Source organism: Angustibacter sp. Root456 (genome assembly GCF_001426435.1).
Lineage (GTDB): Bacteria > Actinomycetota > Actinomycetes > Actinomycetales > Angustibacteraceae > Angustibacter.
In genome coordinates, this window is the sequence record NZ_LMER01000014.1 from 257,120 (window position 1) to 274,535 (window position 17,416).

The 17,416-nt window shown below is 70.4% G+C and carries 14 protein-coding genes, 1 tRNA gene and 1 pseudogene; 4 read left to right on the forward strand and 12 right to left on the reverse strand.

What is annotated here, in order from left to right:
- Nucleotides 1–46: 46 nt before the first annotated feature.
- Entirely contained in the window at nt 47–601 is a 555-nt protein-coding gene (locus ASD06_RS06370) for a GNAT family N-acetyltransferase (RefSeq protein WP_235502240.1), read from the reverse strand.
- 179 nt (nt 602–780) lie between these two features.
- Between ASD06_RS06370 and ASD06_RS06375 the strand changes: the two genes are divergently transcribed.
- Nucleotides 781–1,536 (forward strand): DUF554 domain-containing protein, encoded by a 756-nt coding sequence (locus ASD06_RS06375; RefSeq protein WP_200941915.1) that lies wholly within the window; start codon nt 781–783, stop codon nt 1,534–1,536.
- 71 nt (nt 1,537–1,607) lie between these two features.
- On the opposite strand, the gene ASD06_RS06380 is transcribed toward ASD06_RS06375, so the two are convergent.
- From ASD06_RS06380 to ASD06_RS06405, 6 genes are all read right to left on the reverse strand, one after another.
- On the reverse strand, nt 1,608–2,324 hold the full coding sequence (locus tag ASD06_RS06380) for an ABC transporter ATP-binding protein (protein ID WP_056674655.1): 717 nt from the start codon (nt 2,322–2,324) through the stop codon (nt 1,608–1,610).
- Nucleotides 2,314–3,123, reverse strand: a complete 810-nt coding sequence (locus tag ASD06_RS06385) for an ABC transporter ATP-binding protein (protein ID WP_056674656.1) — start codon at nt 3,121–3,123, stop codon at nt 2,314–2,316. Before ASD06_RS06385 ends, ASD06_RS06380 begins: the two co-directional genes overlap by 11 nt.
- Nucleotides 3,116–4,213, reverse strand: coding sequence for a branched-chain amino acid ABC transporter permease (locus tag ASD06_RS06390; RefSeq protein WP_369853697.1), 1,098 nt, complete (start codon nt 4,211–4,213; stop codon nt 3,116–3,118). The genes ASD06_RS06385 and ASD06_RS06390 overlap by 8 nt, the downstream gene beginning before the upstream one ends.
- A gap of 86 nt (nt 4,214–4,299) precedes the next feature.
- A complete protein-coding gene (locus ASD06_RS06395) occupies nt 4,300–5,277 on the reverse strand; it encodes a branched-chain amino acid ABC transporter permease (protein ID WP_056674659.1) in 978 nt (325 codons plus the stop codon).
- Between the two features lie 65 nt (nt 5,278–5,342).
- Complete coding sequence (locus ASD06_RS06400; protein WP_082537762.1) at nt 5,343–6,488, reverse strand: branched-chain amino acid ABC transporter substrate-binding protein; 1,146 nt, start codon at nt 6,486–6,488, stop codon at nt 5,343–5,345.
- A 160-nt stretch (nt 6,489–6,648) separates the two neighbouring features.
- A complete protein-coding gene (locus ASD06_RS06405; RefSeq protein WP_082537763.1) occupies nt 6,649–7,260 on the reverse strand; it encodes an ANTAR domain-containing response regulator in 612 nt (203 codons plus the stop codon).
- A 68-nt stretch (nt 7,261–7,328) separates the two neighbouring features.
- Here ASD06_RS06405 and ASD06_RS06410 point away from each other — a divergent pair.
- The 3 genes from ASD06_RS06410 (at nt 7,329) to ASD06_RS19305 (ending at nt 8,193) form a co-directional block, all read left to right on the forward strand.
- A tRNA-Leu gene (locus ASD06_RS06410) sits at nt 7,329–7,404 on the forward strand.
- Nucleotides 7,405–7,441: 37 nt separating this feature from the next.
- Complete coding sequence (locus ASD06_RS06415; protein WP_200941916.1) at nt 7,442–7,978, forward strand: hypothetical protein; 537 nt, start codon at nt 7,442–7,444, stop codon at nt 7,976–7,978.
- Nucleotides 7,975–8,193, forward strand: coding sequence for a hypothetical protein (locus ASD06_RS19305; protein WP_200941917.1), 219 nt, complete (start codon nt 7,975–7,977; stop codon nt 8,191–8,193). The genes ASD06_RS06415 and ASD06_RS19305 overlap by 4 nt, the downstream gene beginning before the upstream one ends.
- A gap of 30 nt (nt 8,194–8,223) precedes the next feature.
- On the opposite strand, the gene pyk is transcribed toward ASD06_RS19305, so the two are convergent.
- From pyk to lgt, 5 genes and pseudogenes are all read right to left on the reverse strand, one after another.
- Complete coding sequence (gene pyk, locus ASD06_RS06420; RefSeq protein ID WP_056674660.1) at nt 8,224–9,657, reverse strand: pyruvate kinase; 1,434 nt, start codon at nt 9,655–9,657, stop codon at nt 8,224–8,226.
- A gap of 74 nt (nt 9,658–9,731) precedes the next feature.
- On the reverse strand, nt 9,732–10,265 hold the full coding sequence (locus ASD06_RS06425) for a type 1 glutamine amidotransferase domain-containing protein (RefSeq protein WP_056674661.1): 534 nt from the start codon (nt 10,263–10,265) through the stop codon (nt 9,732–9,734).
- A 90-nt stretch (nt 10,266–10,355) separates the two neighbouring features.
- Complete coding sequence (locus ASD06_RS06430) at nt 10,356–11,813, reverse strand: glutamate synthase subunit beta (RefSeq protein ID WP_056674662.1); 1,458 nt, start codon at nt 11,811–11,813, stop codon at nt 10,356–10,358.
- The gene (gltB, locus tag ASD06_RS06435) at nt 11,806–16,383 is read right to left on the reverse strand and encodes a glutamate synthase large subunit (protein WP_056674663.1); all 4,578 of its coding nucleotides are present in this window, start codon (nt 16,381–16,383) and stop codon (nt 11,806–11,808) included. Before gltB ends, ASD06_RS06430 begins: the two co-directional genes overlap by 8 nt.
- A gap of 193 nt (nt 16,384–16,576) precedes the next feature.
- Nucleotides 16,577–17,413: pseudogene (lgt, locus tag ASD06_RS06440) on the reverse strand (prolipoprotein diacylglyceryl transferase); the annotation flags it as partial.
- Between the last annotated feature and the right edge of the window lie 3 nt (nt 17,414–17,416).

Genomic DNA, 17,416 nt, shown 5'->3' on the forward strand with positions numbered 1-17,416 from the left:
GCCGCCCGCCGACAACCGGGCGTCGCCCTCGGGCGGCCGAGTACGGCTAGACGCCGCTGGAGGCGCGCAGCGAGATGGCCCGGCTGCGTGCGCGCAGCGAGCGGCGGCGTAGCACGGTGGCGTCACGGGCCAGGCACGGCTCGGGCACCAGCCGCCGGCGCAGCGCCGCGACCGAGGCGACGCGGCGGACGACGAAGGGGCTGAAGCCGAGCCGGGCGAAGAAGCGCTGACCGTCACGTCCGGTCGCCGGCACGCTGGTCGAAATCTGCCCAGCGCCCCCCTGCTCGGCGAACGTCGTCGCGCGGGCGATGAGGGCGCGTCCGACGCCCTGTCGGCGGCACTCCTCGCGCACGAACAGGTGCTCGATCGCCACAGTGGGCTCGTCGAGCAGCGGCAGGAGCGGGCCTCGCGAGAGCACGACGAAGCCGACGTCCAGACCGTCGACCGCCGCAAGGAAGGCGTCGACCCGATCTCGCCGCAGTGCCTGGGACAGCGCGTCCACCACGTCGACGACGTCGCGGTTGTGGCCGCGAGGGGCCGGACGGGACTGCGCCCAGAGCTCGGCGAGGGCGGCCACGTCGGCCAGCGACTCGGCGTCCACCACTCGAACGCTGACCTGCGATGGGGCCACGTATCCTCCTGACGGCGTCCGCGGGGCCCCCACCCGAGGTTTGCGATGGTGGTCGCGAGTTCGTCGCGATCCGGAGCAGACCTTACGACTTCTTTACCCTCTGACGGTAGCCTCCTGGCAATTCGACATCGAGGCGGGGGTTCGAGCGCGTGATCCGTGGTGCGGGGACGGCGCTCAACGTGGCGTCCGTCGTGGTCGGTTCGGGGCTGGGGATGCTCCTCGGCCACCGGTTCCCGCAGCGCACCCGTGACGTGGTCACCGACGGCCTGGGGCTGCTCACGCTGATGGCCGCAGCACTGTCGGCCGCGGCGGTGCTCGACCGGCCCTTCGGTGCCGCGGTCGGACGCGGCGGGCCGGTTCTCGTCGTGCTGGGTGCGCTGCTCGTCGGCGGCATCATCGGGTCGCTGCTGCGCCTGGAGGAGCGCCTGGCGGCGCTCGGGCCGCGGCTGCACCGCCGGTTCGCCAGGGAGGACGTCGGCGATGCCCACCCGAGCCGCCAGCGGTTCGCCGACGGGTTCATGACGGCCTCGCTGGTCTTCTGCGTGGGGCCGCTGACCGTGCTCGGCAGCATCGAGGACGGCCTCGGGCACGGCATCCAGCAGCTCGCGCTGAAGTCGACGCTGGACGGCTTCGCCGCCGTCGCCTTCGCGGCGAGCTTCGGCGTCGGCGTGATGGCCGCTGCGGTCACCGTGGCGGTGGTGCAGGGTGGGCTGACGGCGGTCGGTCTCCTGCTCGGTGACGTCCTGCCGGACCCGGCGGTGAGCGCGCTGACGGCGACGGGCGGCCTTCTCCTCGTCGGGGTGGCCCTGCGGCTGCTGCGGGTGCGCGACGTCCCGGTGGCGGACCTGCTGCCGGCGCTCGTGGTCGCGCCGCTGCTCACCCAGCTCGTCGTCGTCCTGCGTTAGGGGCGAGCCCGCCTCCGCCGCCCAGGCCGCGGCGAGCCTGCGGAAAGCGGCCTGGGTGGCGGAAAGGGGGGTTAGAGGTCGCCGCCGAGGTAGGCGGCCCTGATGCTGTCGTCCTGCGCCAGCACGCTGCCCTCACCCTCGCGGACGATCTCGCCGGTCTCGAGGATGTAGGCGTGGTCGGCCGCCTTGAGCGCCTGGGCGGCGTTCTGCTCGACCAGCAGGATCGTCGTGCCCTGCTCGTGGATCTCCTTGATGATCGAGAAGATCTGCGCGATGAGCATCGGAGCCAGACCCATCGACGGCTCGTCGAGCAGGAGCAGCTTGGGGTGGCCCATGAGGGCGCGCCCGATCGCCAGCATCTGCTGCTCGCCCCCGGACATCGTGCCGGCCACCTGGCTCGCCCGCTCCTCCAGCCGCGGGAAGAGGCCGAAGACGCGCTCGAAGTCCTTGGCCGCTGTCTCCTTGCGGTCCTTGCGTGCGTAGGCCCCCATGTCGAGGTTCTCGCGCACCGTCATGCCGGGGAAGACGCCGCGGCCCTCGGGCGACTGGGTGATGCCGAGCTCCACCCGCTGGTGGGCGGGCATGTGGGTGATGTCCTTGCCCTCGAAGACGACGCGTCCGTCACGCACCGGACGCAGGCCGGACACCGTCTTCATCGTGGTCGTCTTGCCTGCGCCGTTGGCGCCGATCAACGTGACGACCGCGCCCTCGGGTACGCCGAACGAGATGTCGCGGATGGCCTCGATGCGCCCGTAGTTGACGCACAGGCCCTCGACCTCAAGAAGCATCCTCGTCCACTCCCAGGTAGGCGGCGATGACCGCGGGGTTGTCACGGATGTCGGCCGGCAGGCCCTCGGCGATCTTGCGGCCGAACTCGAGCACCACGAGGCGGTCGGTGACTCCCATGACGAGGCGCATGTCGTGCTCGATGAGCAGGACGGTGTACCCCTGGTCCCGGATCCGCCGGATGAGGTCCATCAGCTCGCGCTTCTCAGCCGGGTTGAAGCCGGCGGCCGGCTCGTCGAGGCAGAGCAGCTGCGGGTCGGTGGCCAGCGCCCGGGCGATCTCGAGCCGGCGCTGGTCGCCGTACGGCAGGTTGCGGGCCAGCTCGTCTGCCCGCCGGCGCAGCCCCATGAAGTCGAGCAGCTCGAGCGCTCGGTCGTGCCCGTGCTCCTCCTCGCGCCGGTGCTTGGGCAGCCGGAACAGCGCGTTGGCGACGCCCGTCGAGTGGTGGGTGTCGGCGCCGACGAGGATGTTCTCGAGCGCCGTCATGTTGCCGAAGAGGCGGATGTTCTGGAACGTCCGCGCGATGCCCAGCTTGGTGATGGCGTGCCGCTTGCGCTGGCCGAGCGGCTCGCCGTCGAAGAGCACCTGCCCGGACGTCGGTTGGTAGACGCCGGTCATCGCGTTGAAGCAGGTGGTCTTGCCGGCGCCGTTCGGGCCGATCAGGCCCAGGATCTCGCCGCGACGGATCTCGAACGACACGCCGTCGAGGGCGACGACGCCCCCGAAGCGCAGGGTGACGTCGCGCATCTCGAGCAGCGGCGTGCCGGAGCCCGGCGCCTGCTCGGTCGTGGTGTCAGGCATGGGCGGTGCCCTCCTCGAGCTCTTCGAACTTCTCGTCCAGCTTCTTGGCGCGCACCGTCCGCTTGGGCGGTAGCAGACCCTGCGGGCGGAAGTTCGCGAGCAGTACCAGCAGGCCACCGAAGATCAGCACGCGGAAGTCGGCGAACGGCCGGAACAGCTCGGGCAGGTAGCTGACGACGATGGCGCCGATGATCACGCCGAGTCGGTTACCGGCCCCGCCGACGACGACCGCGGCGATGAACAGGATCGACAGCAGCAGCGGGAACGACTCGGGGTTGATGAACGCCTGGCGCGTCGCGAACAGCGCACCGGACAGGCCGCCGATGAACGCGCCGATCGCGAAGGCGAGCAGCTTGAACTTGAACGTCGGCACGCCCATCAGCTCGGCGGCGTCCTCATCCTCCCGGGTGGCCTCCCACGCTCGACCGACGCGGCTGTGCACCAGCATTCGTTCAGCGAACAGGACGATGAAGATGACCGTGAGGGCGAGCCAGTAGTACGGGGTCTGGTCGAGGATCCCGAACTTCAGGAAGGTCGTGGTGTTGCTGAGGTCGATCGACGCGATGCCGCCGTTCCAGCTCAGGTGCGGCAGGTCGAACAACGACAGGCTCGGCGGCCGCGGCACGTCGCTGATGCCCGCGGCCTGTCCCACCCACCCCCAGTTGATGAGGGTCAGTCGGACGATCTCACCGAAGCCGAGCGTGACGATGGCCAGGTAGTCGCCGCGCACCCGCAGCGTCGGGGCGCCCAGGATGATGCCTGACACCAAGGTGACGACGGCGGCGAGTGGGAGGAGGAGCAGCAGCGGCAGGTGCCCGTGCAGCGACCCCAGGACACCGACGGTGTAGGCGCCGATCGCGTAGAAGCCGACGTACCCCAGGTCGAGCAGGCCGGCGTAGCCGACGACGACGTTGAGGCCCAGGGCGACGAGCACGTAGGCCGCGACGTTGAACAGGACCGCGCCGAAGTCGCTGCCGCTCGGTGACAGGTACGGCGGGTCGATCAGGGGCAGCAGGTACAGCAGCAGGGCGCCAAGGAGCAGCAGCACGATGCGGGCCCACTTGGGGAGCCGCTCCCACCGCTCGCTCACTCCAGACAGGAAGGCGAAGCGCCCCGTGCGCTGAGGCTGGGTGCGGCCGCCGTCGTTCGCGGGCGACGAGGTGCTCTCTGCAGTGCTCATGCGCGGGACCTCCCCAGGGACTCACCGAGCAGACCGGTGGGTCGGAACAGCAGGATCGCCACCAGCAGGACGAACGCGACGACGTCCTTCCACTGGGTGCCGATGAGGGCCGAGCCGTAGTTCTCGGCCAGGCCGAGCACGAAGCCGCCGACCAGGGCGCCGCGCACGTTCCCGATGCCGCCGAGCACCGCCGCCGTGAAGGCCTTGAGACCGATGATGAAGCCCGCGTTCCAGCGCGTGACACCGATCTTCATGAGGTACATCAGTGCGGCCCCACCGGCCATGATGCCGCCGAGCAGGAACGTCACCTGGATGACGCGGTCCTTGTTGACGCCCATCAGCGCTGCGGCCTCGGAGTCCTGGGCGACAGCGCGGATGCCCCGACCGAGGCGGGAGCGGCGGATGAACTGGTCCAGCACGACCATCATGACGAGGGCGGAGATGACGATGATCACGTCGATGTTCGTGACCCCGTAGGTGCCGATGTGGAACAGCGGCGAGCTCTGCAGCGGGTTCGGGAACCGGGTGTTGTCGCGGGCACCGCGCACGTACGCGTCGAGCGTGTCACGCAGGCCGACCCACCCGACGATCTTGTCGCGCAGACCCATGATCTCACCGAGGCAGAACGACGCTCCGATCGCGCTGATCAGCGCGATCAGCGGCGGGGCGTTGACGCGCCGCAGCCGCCGGTAGGCGACCCGCTCCACGAGCAGCGCCACTGCGGCGCTGGTGAGCATCGCCGCGACGAGCGCCAGCAGGAGCAGGCCGATGATCGCGACCGGGCCCTGGCCGCGCGAGGCGCCGACTGCGGTGAGGACCCAGACGGCCGCGAAGCTGCCCCACATCCAGATCTCGGAGTGGGCGAAGTTGATGAGGCGCAGGACGCCGTACACCAGGGTGTAGCCGAGCGCGACCAGGGCGTAGATCGCGCCCAGCACGATCGCCTGTCCGGTCAGCGCGATGAAGGTATTCATCCGGTCTCCCAGTGGCTGGACGCAGGGGCGCGGTCGGGAGCGTACTGCTCCCGACCGCGCCNCGGTTACTTGATCTCCTGGTCGGGGACGATCTTGCCGCCCTCGACCTTGTACGCCCAGACCGACACGTTGGCCGGCTCGCCCTTGGCGTCGAACTTCAGCTGCTTGGTGACGCCCGGCTTGTCGTACGACTTGACGAACTCGATCATCTTGTCGCGCGACGTGATACCGCTCTTGATGCCGTCGAGCAGGATCGTCGCGGCGTCGAACGCCTCAGCGCCGTAGGTGGCGGGGTCGGCGTTGAACGCCTTCTTGTAGTCGGTGAAGAACGTGCCACCAGCCTTGTCCGGCGGCAGGCACGGGCAGGTGATGATCGTGCCCTCGGCCGCCTGCGCGCCCGCAGCGGTGATGTACCCGTCGTCCTTGACGCCGTCAGCGGCGACGAAGGTGGCCTTCACGCCCGCGTCGGCCATCTGCTTCTTGATCAGGCCGGCCTCGGCGTAGTAGCCGCCAAAGAAGACGGCGTCGGCGCCGTTGCTGCGGATCTTGGTGACCGTGGGACCGAAGTCGGTCTGCTTCTGCTGGATGGTGTCGGTGTCGACGACCGCCGACCCGAGGGTCTGCTTGACGATGTCGGCCAGTCCCTTGCCGTACTCCGACGCGTCGTCGACGACGACGACCTTCTTGGCCTTCAGGACGTCGGAGATGTACTTGGCGGCCGCGGGGCCCTGCGAGGCGTCGTTGCCGAGCACCCGGAAGAAGGTCTTCCAGCCGTTATCGGCCAGCGCCGGGTTGGTGGCAGAGGCGCTGATCGTGACCAGGCCGGCCTCGTTGAACAGCGGGTCGGCGGCCTTGGACTCACCGGAGAACGCCGGGCCGACGATGCCGATGACGTTCTTGTCGTCGATGGCCTTCTTGGCCAGGCCGGGGGCCTGCGCGGGGTCGCCCTGGGAGTCGAACGACGCCAGCGTGACCTTGCAGTCGGCGTTCTTCTCGTTGTACTGGTCGATCGCCAGCTTGGCGCCGTTCTGGATGTTCTGGCCGAGGTTGGCAGCGTCACCCGTCAGCGCACCGAAGAAGCCGATCTTGAGGTTGCAGTTCTTGCCGCCGCCGTCGCCGGAAGCGGAGTTGTTGCCGGTCGTGCCACCGCACGCGGCGAGAGCGAGGGCCGCGGCGACCACCGGGACGCCGAGCTTGAGGATGGAGCGCACGTGGTCCTCCCGTGCCAGGGGTGAGCGCTGGGCTCGCGCTCACCGTTGAATGATGCCCCGTTGGGGTGAACCGAACCCTAGTAGCGCAGGACCGAGAAACCCACCATCCGCGCCACGGCGTGACCTTCTCGTGATCTACCTTGAGCGGTCTTGACGACCGTCAGGAAGACGAGTCAGACATCCCGGTCAGGACGGCGTCCGCGACCTCTCGCATGCTGAGACGCCGGTCCATGGACGTCTTCTGGATCCAGCGGAAGGCCTCCGGCTCGGAGAGGCCGAGCCGCTTCATCAGCACGCCCTTGGCGCGCTCGGTGCGCTTGCGCGTCTCGAACCGCTCGCCCAGGTCGGCGACCTCGCGCTCGAGAGCCCGCAGCTCGGCGTACCGCGACAGCGCGATCTCGATGGCCGGCAGCAGGTCGGCCTTGGTGAACGGCTTGACGACGTACGCCATGGCCCCGGCGTCTCGGGCTCGCTCGACCAGCTCGGCCTGCGAGAACGCGGTGAGCATGACGACGGCGCCGAGCTGTTCCTTGCCGATCTGCTCCGCGGCCGAGAGCCCGTCGAGCACCGGCATCTTGACGTCGAGCACGACGACGTCGGGCGCCAGCTCGCGAGCCAGCTCGACCGCGCGCTCGCCGTCGCCTGCCTCTCCGACGACGTCGAAGCCTTCCTCCCGCAGCATCTCGACGAGGTCGAGGCGGATGAGGGCTTCGTCCTCGGCGACCACCACACGACGACCGGTGGGCGCGGCAGGGTGCGGGGTGTCGGCCATGCTCGACAGTCTACGGAGGCACGTTACGCTGGCGTTTCGCAGCCGGATCCCGTTCGGTTCGCATACCCGCCCCGGTATTCCAACGGCAGAGAAACGGTGCTCAAACCACCGACAGTGTGGGTTCGAATCCCACCCGGGGCACCAGAACGACGCTGTCGGTGGTCTCCGTCACCCTCAGTGCATGTACCCGCCAGCGACGCGTGCCGCCGCCCTCGCCCTGCTGCGCCGCGGAAGCTCGCTCAACGCAACGAGCGTGGCGCTGGGGGTCTCGCGAGCGACCCTGCGCGGTTGGGTGCGCAACGCTGGCGCGTACTCGCCACGGGTAGCGGCGCGAGCGACCTGCCCGCGTGACCGCGAGCTCGACGCCGGGGCGTACGCGCATCTGTTGGGCCTCTACCTCGGCGACGGCTGCCTCAGCGAGCATCGCAAGTCCGTCTTCGCGCTGCGCATCGCCTGCGACGAAACGTACGCCACTCTGCTTGACGAATGCGTGGAATCCATGCGCGCGGTGATGCCGAACTCCGTGTCGCGTAACCCGGCACCGGGGTGCGTGCACGTGACGTCCTACTCCAAGCACTGGCCGTGCTTGTTCCCGCAGCACGGGCCGGGGCGAAAGCACGAGCGGCCGATCGTCCTCGAGCCGTGGCAGCGGGAGTCGTCGAGCGCCATCCCGAGCGCTTCGTCCGCGGCCTGTTCCACTCCGACGGCTGCCGGGTGACGAACCGCGTCACGCGCGAGGTCGCCGGGGAGCGCAGGCACTACGCGTATCCGCGCTACTTCTTCTCGAACCGTTCGCAGGACATCCTCCCCCTGTGCGAGTGGGGGCTCGACCTGCTCGGCGTACCGCACCGGCGGTCGAGCCGCTGGAACGTCTCCGTCGCCAGACGCGCGACGGTGGCGCGGCTCGACGAGGTCGTCGGCCCCAAGTCCTGATCCCGCTGCGCACCCGGCGCGGCCCTGGCGTCAGTCGTCGAGCGGTCCGGCGTCCCGCTCGCCGATCCGGTGCACGCGCAGGGCGTTCGTCGATCCGGGGATGCCGGGGGGTGAGCCGGCCACCATGACGACGAGGTCGCCCTGGTGGGCGCGACCGTGCTCGAGCAGCAGCTGGTCGACCTGCACCACCATGTCGTCGGTGTGCTTGACCGTCGGCGTCAGGAACGTCTCGATGCCCCAGGTCAGCGACAGCTGCGAGCGCACCACGGGCTCGGGGGTGAACACCAGGTGCTTGATGGGCGAACGCAGGCGTGCCATGCGCCGCGCCGAGTCGCCTCCCTGGGTGAACGTCACGAGGTACCTCACGCCGAGCTGCTCCCCCACCATGGCGGCGGCCGCCGTGATCGCACCGCCCTTGGTGCGCGGCTTGGTGCCGAGCGGTGCGATGCGCTCGAGCCCGTGCTCTTCGGTGTTCTCGATGATCCGGGCCATGGTGCGGACCGCCTCGACGGGGTACTTCCCGACGCTGGTCTCCCCCGACAGCATGAGGGCGTCGGCGCCGTCCAGCACGGCGTTAGCGGCGTCCGAGGCCTCGGCGCGCGTCGGCCGCGAGTTGTCGATCATGGACTCGAGCACCTGCGTCGCCACGATCACGGGCTTGGCGTTGCGGCGGGCCAGCTCGACGGCGACCTTCTGCACCAGCGGCACCTCCTCGAGCGGCAGCTCGACCCCGAGGTCGCCGCGCGCGACCATGATCCCGTCGAAGACGTTCACGATCTCGTGCAGGTTCTCGACCGCCTGCGGCTTCTCGATCTTGGCGAGCACCGGCAGCTGGACGCCCTCCTCGGCCATCACCCGGCGCACCTGGTCGGCGTCGGCGGCGCTGCGCACGAACGACAGCGCGATGAAGTCTGCGCGTAGGTGCAGCCCCCACCGCAGGTCCTGCTCGTCCTTGTCCGACATCGCCGGCACGCTCACGGCGACGCCGGGCAGGTTGAGCCCCTTGTGGTTGGAGACCGTGCCACCCTCGATGACGCGCGTCGTGACGGTCGTCGCGTCGACGTCGGTGACTTCCACGGCGACCTTGCCGTCGTCGATGAGGATGCGGTCACCGGGGCGCACGTCACCGGGAAGGCCTGGGTACGTCGTCGAGACGATGTCGCGGTCGCCAGGCACGTCGTCGGTGGTGATCCGGAAGACGTCGCCGGCCGCCAGCTGCACCGGGCCGGACGCGAAGTTGCCGACGCGGATCTTCGGCCCTTGCAGATCGACCAGCACCGCGACGCTGCGCCCCACGGTGTCGCTGGCCTCGCGGACCATGCGGTAGACCTTCTCGTGGTCGGCGTAGCTGCCGTGGCTGAGGTTAAGCCGGGCGACGTCCATGCCCGCCTCGACCAGCTCGCGAATGCGCTCTGGGGTGGAGGTGGCCGGGCCGAGGGTACAGACGATCTTCGCACGACGCATGGATCAGACCCTATCCCTCGCCCGGCCCCGGCTGTAACCGCTTGCCCACTGGATGGACGTGGCAGTCGCCCCGCTTACAGGTACTCCCCCAACGCCTTGGTGAACGCCGGCAGGTCGTCGGGCTTGCGGCTGGTCACCAGCGGGCCCGGACCCTGCTCGCACACGACGAGCTCCTCGTCGACCCAGGTGGCGCCGGCGTTGCGCAGGTCGGTCTGCAGGCTCGGCCACGAGGTCAAGGTCCGGCCGCGGACGGCGTCCGCCTCGACGAGCGTCCACGGAGCGTGGCAGATCGCCGCCACCGGCTTGCCCGACTCCACGAACGCCCTGACGAACGAGACGGCGGAGTCGTTCGTGCGCAGGGCGTCCGGGTTGGCTACACCGCCGGGCAACACGAGCACGTCGAAGTCGTCGACCCGGGCCTTCGCGACGGTGAGGTCGACCTCGAAGGTGTCGGCCTTGTCGAGGTGGTTGAACGCCTGCACGCGCCCTTCCTCGGGCGACACGAGCACCGGCCGGGCACCGGCCTCCTCGACGGCCTTCCAGGGCTCGGTGAGCTCGACCTGCTCGATGCCCTCGCCAGCGACCAGGAACGCGACCTTCTTCGCCATGCCGTCCTCCTCGAGTGAGCGTGGTTGTCGGTTCAACCCTCACCCGGGCGACGCCGGGACGCATCTCGAGTGACGCGTCCCGGCCTCGGCTCAGACGGCGAGCGGCCGGTCCGTCGGGCGGATGGGACTCGGCAGGTTCGTCCCACCCGTGAGATACCGGTCGACCGCCGCGGCGCACGCGCGCCCCTCGGCGATGGCCCAGACGATGAGCGACTGGCCGCGACCGGCGTCGCCCGCCACGAACACGCCGCGCTCGGTCGTCGCGAAGTGGTCATCGCGTCGCACGTTGCCGCGCTCGTCGAGCCCGACGCCGAGCTGGGCCACGACGCCGTCGGGCTCCGGACCCGTGAAGCCCATGGCCAGCAGCACCAGCTGAGCGGGGATCTCCCGCTCGGAACCCTCGACCGGCGTGATGCGGCCGCCGGCGAGCTCGACCTCCTGCAGCCGAAGCGCGCGCACCCGGCCCTCGTCGTCGCCGAGGAACTCACTGGTGCTCACGGCGTAGACGCGCTCGCCACCCTCTTCGTGGGCGCTCGCCACGCGGAAGATCATCGGGTACGTCGGCCACGGCATCGACCCGCTGCGTTCGTCCGGGGGGCGCGGCATGATCTCGAGCTGGGTGACGCTGCGCGCCTTCTGCCGCAACGCCGTCCCGAGACAGTCGGCGCCGGTGTCTCCGCCGCCGATGATGACGACATCGCGTCCCTCGGCGCTCACGAGATCGGGGCTTGGCTCACCGAGGGCGGCGCGGTTGGCCGGCGGCAGGTACTCCATCGCCTGCATGATCCCGGCGAGCTCGCGGCCGGGCGCCGGGAGGTCGCGGGGCACGGTCGACCCCGTAGCCAGCACCACGGCGTCGTAGCGGTCGCGCAGCTGGCGGCCGGTGATGTCGTCGCCGACCGCGACGCCAGGGCGAAAGCGCGTGCCTTCGGCCTCCATCTGAGCCAGGCGGCGGTCGAGCACGGCCTTCTCCATCTTGAACTCGGGGATGCCGTAGCGCAGCAGGCCCCCGATGCGGTCAGCCCGCTCGTAGACCGCAACGGTGTGGCCCGCGCGGGTGAGCTGCTGGGCGACGGCGAGGCCGGCCGGGCCGCTGCCGACGACGGCCACCGTCTTGCCCGTCAACCGCTCCGGCGGCTGCGGCTGCACGCCACCCGCCTCGAACGCGCGCTCGACGATCGACACCTCCACCTGCTTGATGGTCACCGGCGGCTGGTTGATGCCCAGGACGCACGCGCTCTCGCACGGCGCCGGGCAGAGCCGACCGGTGAACTCGGGGAAGTTGTTCGTCGCGTGCAGGCGCTCGATGGCCTCGCGCCAGTCGTCGCGCCAGGTCAGGTCGTTCCACTCGGGGATGAGGTTGCCGAGCGGGCAGCCCTGGTGGCAGAACGGGATGCCGCAGTCCATGCAGCGCCCAGCCTGCCGCTGCAGCTCCCCCGACTGCTGCGCCTCGTAGACCTCACGCCAGTCCATGAGCCGCACCGGCACCGGTCGGCGCGCAGGCAGCTCCCGCTCGCGGGTCTTCAGGAAGCCTCGAGGATCAGCCATGGGACGCCTCCGTGATGCGAGTCCAGACCTCGCTGCTGTCGGGGTCGAGGCCCTCTGCGACAGCGCCGTCGCGAACCTCGACGACGATGCGGTAGTCGCGCGGCACGAGCTTGGTGAAGCGCGCGCGGGCGCCGTCCCAGTCGTCGAGCAGCGCCTTGGCGACCGCGGACCCTGTCTCGTCGCGGTGCCGCGAGACCAGCTGCCGCAGCGTCTCGGCGTCGCTGTCGTCGAGCTGACCGAGCTCCAGCTCGCCGGTCGAGAGCGCGCCGGGGTTGACTCGAGCCGTCGCGAGGTCGAGCACGTACGCCGTACCGCCGGACATCCCGGCGGCGACGTTGCGGCCCGTGGGGCCGAGGATGACGACCGTGCCGCCCGTCATGTACTCGAGCGCGTGGTCACCGACGCCCTCGACGACGGCCGTCGCGCCGGAGTTGCGGACGCAGAAGCGTTCTCCGGCTTGGCCCCGCACGTAGATCTCGCCGGAGGTTGCGCCGTAGCCCACGACGTTGCCGGCCACGACGTTCTGCTCGGCCACCAGCGACGACGACCGGTCGGGCCGGACGACGAGCCGGCCACCTGACAGCCCCTTGCCGAGGTAGTCGTTGGTGTCACCGAACAGCCGCAGCGTGATCCCCCGGGGCACGAACGCTCCGAGCGACTGGCCAGCCGAACCCGTGAGGGTGACGTCGATCGTGTCGTCGGCGAGCCCCTGTGGGTACCGCCGGGTCACCTCGTGGCCGAGCATCGTGCCGACGGTGCGGTTGACGTTGCGCACGGGCAGCGAGATCCGCACCGGCTCGGCCCGTTCGAGCGCGTCACTGCTCATCGAGATGAGGGTGTGGTCGAGCGCCTTCTCCAGGGCGTGGTCCTGGGCCGTCCGCTGTCGCAGGGACGCCCCGGCGGGCAGCTCGGGCGCCGACAGCACCGGGCTGAGGTCGAGGCCCGAGGCCTTCCAGTACGCCACGGCGTCGCGCGTGTCGAGCAGGTCGACGCGACCGACCGCCTCGTCGAGGCTGCGCAGGCCCAGCGAAGCGAGGTACTCGCGCACCTCCTCGGCGATGTACTCGAAGAACGTCTCGACGAACTCCGGCTTGCCACTGAAGCGCGCGCGCAGCTCGGGGTTCTGGGTCGCGATGCCCACCGGGCACGTGTCGAGGTGGCAGACGCGCATCATGACGCAGCCGCTGACGACCAGGGGCGCGGTCGCGAAACCGAACTCCTCGCCGCCGAGCAGGGCCGCGATGACGACGTCGCGGCCGGTCTTGAGCTGGCCATCGACCTGCACCACGATCCGGTCGCGCAAACCGTTCAGCAGCAACGTCTGCTGCGCTTCGGCGAGCCCCAGCTCCCAGGGCGCCCCGGCGTGCTTGAGGCTCGTCAGCGGTGAGGCACCCGTGCCGCCGTCGTGCCCCGAGATGAGGACGACGTCGGCGTGCGCCTTGCTCACACCGGCGGCCACCGTGCCGACGCCCACCTCGGAGACGAGCTTGACGTGCACTCGCGCTGCTGGGTTGGCGTTCTTGAGGTCGTGGATCAGCTGGGCGAGGTCCTCGATCGAGTAGATGTCGTGGTGCGGCGGCGGTGAGATGAGGCCGACGCCCGGCGTCGAGTGCCGCGTGCGCGCGACCCAGGGGTAGACCTTGTGCGCCGGGAGCTGGCCGCCCTCGCCCGGCTTGGCCCCCTGGGCCATCTTGATCTGGATGTCGTCGGCGTTCGTGAGGTACAGGCTCGTGACGCCGAACCGACCGGACGCCACCTGCTTGATCGCGCTGCGGCGCACCGGATCCAGCAGCCGATCGGGGTCCTCGCCGCCCTCACCGGTGTTCGACCGCGCACCGAGACGGTTCATCGCGACGGCGAGCGTCTCGTGGGCCTCCTGGCTGATCGAGCCGTAGCTCATGGCGCCGGTGGAGAACCGCTTGACGATCGAGCTGACGGGCTCGACCTCCTCGATCGGGATGGCCCGCGACGAGCCGTCGGAGCGTTCGGCGCCGTCAGCGCGCAGGCGCAGCAGGCCGCGCAGCGTCATCAGGCGCTCGGACTGGTCATCGACCCGCTGGGTGTACTGCCGGAAGACGTCGTAGCGCCGGGCCCGCGTGGCGTGCTGCAGGCGGAACACCGTCTCGGGGTCGAACAGGTGCGGCTCGCCCTCGCGCCGCCACTGGTACTCGCCGCCGACGTCGAGGCGGCGGTGAGCCGGCCGGACGCCGTCCCGCGGGTAGGCGTTGGCGTGCCGCCGAGCGACCTCCTCCGCCAGGACCTCGAGGCCGACGCCACCCAGCTGGCTGGTCGTGCCGGTGAAGTGCTGGTCGACGAGGTCCTGAGACAGGCCGATCGCCTCGAACACCTGCGCGCCGCGGTACGACGCGACCGTGGAGATGCCCATCTTCGACATGACCTTCAGCACGCCCTTGCCGAGCGCCTTGATGAGGTGCTTCACCGCGACGTCGGCCGAGACGTCACCGAGCACGCCACGGCGAGCGAGGTCCTCAGCGGACTCCATGGCCAGATAGGGGTTGACCGCCGCGGCGCCGTACCCGATGAGCAGCGCGACGTGGTGCACCTCGCGAACGTCACCGGCCTCGACCAGCAGGCCCACCTGGGTGCGCGTCTTGGACCGGATGAGGTGGTGGTGCACCGCCGACGTCAGCAGCAACGACGGGATCGGCGCGAGGTCGCGCCCGGAATCGCGGTCGGACAGCACCACGAAGCGCGCGCCACGGTCGATGGCGTCCGAGACCTCCTCGAAGATCTCATCCAGCCTGCGCCGCAACGCCTTCGCGCCGCCGCTCACGTCGTACAGACCGCGCACGACGGTGGTGGCGTAGCCGGGCAGGTCGCCGTCGGCGTTGATGTGGACGATCTTGGCCAGCTCGTCGTTGTCGATGACCGGGAAGGGGAGCACCACCTGCCGGCAGTGTGCCGGGGTCGCTGTCAGGGCGTTGCCCTCCGGGCCGATGACGGTGCCGAGCGAGGTGACGAGCTCCTCGCGGATGGCGTCGAGCGGTGGGTTCGTCACCTGCGCGAACAGCTGGGTGAAGTAGTCGAAGAGCAGCCGCGGCCGCTGCGACAGCACCGCGATGGGCGAGTCGGTGCCCATGGAGCCGATGGGCTCGGCGCCGGTGCGCGCCATCGGCGACACCAGCACCCGCAGCTCCTCCTCGGTGTAGCCGAAGGTCCGCTGGCGGCGCTCGACGGACGCCGGGGTGTGCACGATGTGCTCACGCTCGGGCAGGTCGGCGAGGTGGATCAGCCCGGCGTGCAGCCACTCCTCGTAGGGGTTCTCGGCCGCGAGCTCGGACTTGATCTCGTCGTCCCCGACCAGCCGGCCGGCCTCGGTGTCGACGAGGAACATCCGCCCGGGCTGCAGCCGCCCCTTGCGCACGACGTCGGCTGGCTCGATGTCCAGGACGCCCACCTCGGACGCCAGCACGACCAGCCCCTCGGCGGTGACCCAGTACCGCGCAGGACGCAGGCCGTTGCGGTCGAGCACCGCCCCGATGAGCTTGCCGTCGGTGAACGTGACGCAGGCCGGGCCGTCCCACGGCTCCATGAACGTCGAGTGGAACTCGTAGAACGCCCGCCGCGCAGGGTCCATCTCGGCGTGGTTCTCCCACGCCTCGGGAATCATCATCAGCACGGCGTGCGGCAGCGAGCGTCCCGACAGGTGCAGCAGCTCGAGCACCTCGTCGAAGGACGCCGAGTCGCTCGCTCCCGGCGAGCAGATGGGGAACAGCCGCGAGATGTCGCCCGGGATGACGTCGCTGTGCACCTGGCTCTCGCGCGCGGCCATCCAGTTCCGGTTGCCCTGCACCGTGTTGATCTCGCCGTTGTGCGCGATCAGCCTGAACGGGTGGGCGAGCGGCCACGAGGGGAAGGTGTTGGTGGAGAAGCGCGAGTGAACCAGCGCCAGCTCGGTGGCGAACCGGCGGTCGGACAGGTCAGGGAAGAACGGCTCGAGCTGGCCGGTGGTGAGCATGCCCTTGTAGACCAGCGTGCGCGACGACAGCGAAGGGAAGTAGACGTCCAGCTCGTGCTCGGCGCGCTTGCGCAGGACGTAGGCCAGTCGCTCGAGCCCCAAGCCGACCACCCGGCTGCCCGCAGCCGCGACGAAGAGCTGACGGAACGCCGGCATGCACGCCCGCGCGACGTCGCCGACCAGCTCGGTCGAGACCGGCACGTCCCGCCAGCCCAGCACCGCGAGTCCCTCCTCGGCCGCGAGCTGCTCCAGGCGGCGCACCGCGTCGGTCTGAGCGGCCTCCTCCACTGGCAGGAACGCGGTGCCCACCGCGTAGGCGCCGGCCGCGGGTAGGTCGAAGTCGACGACCTCCCGCAGGAACGCGTCGGGCACCTGGGTGAGGATGCCCGCGCCGTCCCCGACGGACGGGTCGGCCCCAGTGGCTCCACGGTGGTCGAGGTTGCGCAGGGCCGTCAGCGCCTGCTCGACGACGTCGTGCCCGGCACGCCCGCGCATCGTGGCCACGAACGCCACACCGCACGCGTCGTGCTCGTGTCGACCGTCGTACAGCCCCGTCGCCGCGGGGCGAGCGGAGAAGCTGCTGATGCCCATGGGCTCACCGTCCTCATCGTGGGGTCGCCCGGGGGCGAGAGAGACGCACGATGCCGCCGACCGTCACCCAGCCTGCGGCTGCCCGCGTGGACGGCGTTGGCCCGCGGACGAGCCCACTGTAACCGACGTTTCGGCCCCGTTACACGTCTTGAGTCGCGGAATCTGTGTCCACATGATGAGACTTGCGGCGGGCAGCGCGGCTCGCGACCAGAAAACCGGCGAGCGCCCCCAAGAAGACGAGGATGCTCACCCACTCGTTGACCCGGTGCCCGAGGATGAGGTTCGCCGCGTCGGTGCGTAGCGTCTCGATGCCGAACCGGCCGATCGTGTAGAGCATCACGTAGAGCGCGAAGGTGCGGCCCCGGTCGAGGCCGTACCGCCGGTCGAGCAGCACCACGACGGCCGCCACGAGCAAGCACCACAACGACTCGTAGAGGAACGTCGGGTGGTAAGCCCCCGGCAGGTGGATCGGCTGACCGGCTGCGTCGGTGACAGCGCGCCCGTGCACGGTGTCCCACTGGTAGACGCGCAGTCCCCAGGGCAGGTCGGTCGGCCCGCCGTAGATCTCGTTGTTGAAGTAGTTGCCGACGCGGCCGGCCGCCTGCGCGACCGCCACTCCAGGCGCCGCGGAGTCGGCGAACATGAGGAACGACACGTCGAGGCGGCGGCACGCGATGTAGGCGCCGAGCGCCCCGCCTGCCACGGCGCCCCAGATGCCGAGGCCGCCGTTCCAGATCTTCAACGCGTCGAGCGGGTGGCCGCCCTCACCGAAGTACGGCTGCCACGACGTCACCAGGTGGTAGATCCGCGCCCCGATGATGCCGAAGGGCACCGCCCACGCCGAGATGTCGAGCACCGCGCCCTCGGGGCCGCCCCGGGCCCGCCAGCGACGAGCCGCGATCGTCACCGCCAGCACGATCCCGAGCAGGATGCACAGCGCGTAGGCGCGGATGGGCAGCGGCCCGACATGCCAGACGCCTTGCGACGGGCTCGGGATGGTCGCCGGCAGGGCTGCCGCGAGAGTGGCCACCCC

Excerpts from the sequence above, each read along its gene's own strand:
- ASD06_RS06380 (WP_056674655.1), bottom strand. The coding sequence starts at position 2,324 with ATGCTTCTTGAGGTCGAGGGCCTGTGCGTCAACTACGGGCGCATCGAG.
- ASD06_RS06385 (WP_056674656.1), bottom strand. The coding sequence starts at position 3,123 with ATGCCTGACACCACGACCGAGCAGGCGCCGGGCTCCGGCACGCCGCTG.
- ASD06_RS06395 (WP_056674659.1), bottom strand. The coding sequence starts at position 5,277 with ATGAATACCTTCATCGCGCTGACCGGACAGGCGATCGTGCTGGGCGCG.
- ASD06_RS06405 (WP_082537763.1), bottom strand. The coding sequence starts at position 7,260 with ATGGCCGACACCCCGCACCCTGCCGCGCCCACCGGTCGTCGTGTGGTG.
- ASD06_RS06415 (WP_200941916.1), top strand. The coding sequence starts at position 7,442 with ATGTACCCGCCAGCGACGCGTGCCGCCGCCCTCGCCCTGCTGCGCCGC.
- pyk (WP_056674660.1), bottom strand. The coding sequence starts at position 9,657 with ATGCGTCGTGCGAAGATCGTCTGTACCCTCGGCCCGGCCACCTCCACC.
- ASD06_RS06425 (WP_056674661.1), bottom strand. The coding sequence starts at position 10,265 with ATGGCGAAGAAGGTCGCGTTCCTGGTCGCTGGCGAGGGCATCGAGCAG.
- ASD06_RS06430 (WP_056674662.1), bottom strand. The coding sequence starts at position 11,813 with ATGGCTGATCCTCGAGGCTTCCTGAAGACCCGCGAGCGGGAGCTGCCT.
- gltB (WP_056674663.1), bottom strand. The coding sequence starts at position 16,383 with ATGGGCATCAGCAGCTTCTCCGCTCGCCCCGCGGCGACGGGGCTGTAC.